The 3,281-nt window shown below is 73.4% G+C and carries 3 protein-coding genes; all 3 read right to left on the bottom strand.

All coding sequences use genetic code 11. The features are described from left to right. Positions 1 to 139: 139 nt before the first annotated feature. Positions 140 to 1,477 carry a resuscitation-promoting factor gene (locus AOK23_RS15365; protein WP_055713281.1) on the bottom strand — a complete coding sequence of 446 codons (1,338 nt, stop codon included), beginning with the start codon at positions 1,475 to 1,477 and terminating at the stop codon, positions 140 to 142. Between the two features lie 156 nt (positions 1,478 to 1,633). Continuing rightward, complete coding sequence (locus AOK23_RS15360) at positions 1,634 to 2,536, bottom strand: TatD family hydrolase (protein WP_055713280.1); 903 nt, start codon at positions 2,534 to 2,536, stop codon at positions 1,634 to 1,636. A gap of 89 nt (positions 2,537 to 2,625) precedes the next feature. Further along, positions 2,626 to 3,060: a hypothetical protein gene (locus AOK23_RS15355; protein WP_055713279.1), complete on the bottom strand. Its 435-nt coding sequence runs from the start codon at positions 3,058 to 3,060 to the stop codon at positions 2,626 to 2,628. Positions 3,061 to 3,281: the final 221 nt, after the last annotated feature.

Genomic DNA, 3,281 nt, shown 5'->3' with positions numbered 1-3,281 from the left:
GGGCTGCGCCCCGTGCTTTTCCGGATGAAGGGCGGGCCGCCGGCCCGTCCCTTCAGGGGCGCGGGGAACTGCGCGAGAAACCACGACGCACCCGCACCCGCCGACGGACCGCGCACCCCCGAGCCACCAGGCACCCAACTCACCCCCGAAGCCGCGCCCCGCAATGGGGCCAAGGGCTTGCCCCCCGCTGCGCGTACAGCTTCTTCGCACGCATCGTCTGTTCCGCCGCCGACGCGTCCTGGGGGCGGCCCCGACCCCCGAGGCTCTGCCAGGTGCGCGTGTCGAACTGGTAGAGCCCCCCGTACGTGCCGGACGGGTCCACCGCGTTCGGCCGGCCTCCCGACTCGCACGCCGCCAGCGCCGCCCAGTTCAGCCCGTCCGCGTCGGCCACGGACGTCGGCAGCCGCTTCGTCCCCACCTTCACGATCCGGTCCTGCGGCTCCCGCACCACCTCGGTCCGCATCAGCCGGGGCCGCTGGGCGACCCCGTTGACCGTGCGCAGCGCGTACGTGACCCGCCGGGTCCCCGGCCGGCCGGCCCGCTCGACGACCTCGGTGCCCTGGAAGAGCGAGGGGTCCTCGGTGCGGCGCACCCGGAACGGGATCGGCTCCTCCCGCACCTCCGTCGAGCCGGTCACCCGCAGCACGGTCACCGTCTGCCCGTCGCGGGGGAAGCTCGTCGGCGGGACGGAGGTGGTGTCCTGTCCGCGCAGGGTGACCCCGGCCTCCGCCACGGCTTCCCCGACCGTCGCCGCGTTCGTGCGGATCGTCCGCGTCCGCCCGTCCGCCATGACGGTGACGGTCCGCTCGGTGCGGACGTCCAGCTCCAGGCCCACGCGCCCGATCCGCTGGGAGCGCGAGGTGGAGACGTACGCGCCCTCCGCACGCACCCCGAGCTGCTGGAGCGCCCCGTCGACCGTGCGGGCGGTCGTCCACACCTCGCGCCGGTGGCCGTCGAGGGTGAGGCGTACGGGCCGCCCGTAGTGCACGGCGACCTCGTCGCCGCTGGTCAGGGCGGTGCCGGGGGCGGGGGCGACGACGTCGTGCGTGCCGAAGGCGACGCCCTCGTCGGCGAGGAGTTCGGCGACGTCTTCGGCGAAGGTGTGCAGGGTGCGCGGCTTGCCGTCGACGGTCAGCTCGATCGCCTTGTCCTTCGCCACGAACGCGGAGGTCCCGCCGGCGAGGAACGCCACCACCAGGGCCTGCGGCACCAGCCGCCGCAGCGAGCCCGGCCGGTCGGCGGCCCGTCTGCGCCGCACCGCCCGCCGGGAGCCGCCACGGCCGCCGGGCCCCGCCGGCCTGCCCGCCTCGGCGTCCGCTCCGGCCTCGTAGGCGGGGCGGTAGGTGTCCCCCTGGACGCCGCACGGCAGGGTCTCGGCGCCGTGCGGCTGCGGGCGCGGCGGCTCGGGGCTGTCGTGCGTCGGGTGGGTGTCGTAGGTCTCGTACGGCGACGGCGGTGAGGACTTCACGTTGCTCACGACGACACGCTCCAGAGGTGATCCGGGTCCGGGTCGGGCGACGTGAACCTAGCGGACGGCGGTCACCCTCCCAAGCAACGCGGTCACACAGTGTCGCGACACGGGGGCGCTCATCATCTTTTCGCGTCCCCCGGACGGCTGACGGAGCGTGATCCGTCAGTAATCGAACGCCCTCTCCGTGTTCGCCGCGATCGCCGTCGCCAGGGCGTCCTCGTCGATGCCGCGCACCGCGGCCATCGCGCGGACCGTGACCGGAACGAGATACGGCGCGTTGGGCCGTCCGCGGTACGGCGCGGGCGTCAGGAACGGCGCGTCGGTCTCCACGAGGACGAGTTCCAGGGGGGCGACGGCGAGGGCGTCGCGCAGCGGCTGCGCGTTCTTGAAGGTCATGTTCCCGGCGAAGGACATGAAGTAGCCGTGCTCGGCGCAGATCGCGGCCATGGCGGCGTCGCCGGAGTAGCAGTGGAAGACGGTCCGCTCGGGCGCGCCCTCCTCCTTCAGGACGCGCAGCACGTCCTCGTGGGCGTCGCGGTCGTGGATGACCAGGGCCTTGCCGTGCCGCTTGGCGATCTCGATGTGCGCGCGGAACGACCGCTCCTGGGCGGCCTTGCCCTCCGGGCCGGTGCGGAAGTAGTCGAGCCCCGTCTCGCCGACGCCCTTGACCTGCGGCAGCGCGGCCAGCCGGTCGATCTCGGCGAGCGCCTCGTCGAGGGCGGCGTCACCGCCGGCGGCGCGCGCCCCCTGCCGGGACCAGCCGTCGGGGTCGCCGTGCACGATGCGCGGCGCCTCGTTGGGGTGGAGGGCGACGGTGGCGTGGACGGCGTCGTACCGGGCGGCCGTCTCGGCGGCCCACCGCGACCCCTTGATGTCGCAGCCGACCTGCACGACCGTCGTCACTCCCACGGAGGCGGCCTTCGCGAGGCCCTCCTCGACGGTGCCGGACTGCATGTCCAGATGGGTGTGCGAGTCCGCGACGGGCACCCGGAGGGGTGCGGGCAGCGGGGGCGCGGCGTTCTTGTCCTGCTTGGCGGAGGCGGTGCCGGAGTCGTTCGAAGGCATGCCCCGATCCTACGAATCGCGGGATCGGGGCATGCCCTCAAGGCTCGCCGGGGGGAGGACGGCTCGCCTTGCGCAGGCTCGCCGGGGGGTCAGCTCGCCTTGCGGTGGAAGGGATGCAGGAGGTCGGAGAGGTGCCAGTGGTGGTGCCCGGCGGCCGGCTCCTCACCCGACGGGGCCTCGGTCCGCTCGGCCTCCGCCTCGTCGGACGGGGTCTCGACCGGGCGGGGCTTCGGCACGGTCCGGCGCCGCTCGGCGTCCCGCACCGAGGAGACCTGGCCGGCGCGCATGATCCGTACGACATGACCGTCGCAGTTCTGGCAGGCGGGCCGCGACAGCGGCGACGGCACGACATGACCGTCGGCCACGTACATCACGAAGTCGTGCCCCTGGGCGTCGTTGTGGTGCTCTATCTCGTACGACTGCTCCCAGCCGTGCCCGCAGCGCATGCAGGCGAACGAATACGACTCGTGAACGACAGCGGTGGCGGTGCTCCGTAGTACGGCCCGCTCTGCGATCTCGGTCATGCCAGCTCCTTTTGTCCGCTGGACCGTGAGGACCTTGTATGCCCTCACGACCAGTGGACGCCCGGAGCAGGGCCGAATGCACCCGACCTGCCGTCTGTTGAAGCCGATTTGGCCTCCCCTTGTGGGAAGGCCGCCCGTCCTAGGGCTGTGCTTTGCGTGGCTTTACCGGGGCATGGGAGCGGTCCCTCTGCGTGCGGGTAGGTGGGGGCGAGGATGAAGGG

It is taken from the genome of Streptomyces torulosus (genome assembly GCF_001419765.1).
Taxonomy (GTDB): Bacteria; Actinomycetota; Actinomycetes; order Streptomycetales; family Streptomycetaceae; genus Streptomyces; species Streptomyces torulosus.
The sequence above is the reverse complement of the archived record's forward strand: the minus strand, read 5'-3'. Positions and strand labels throughout refer to the sequence as shown.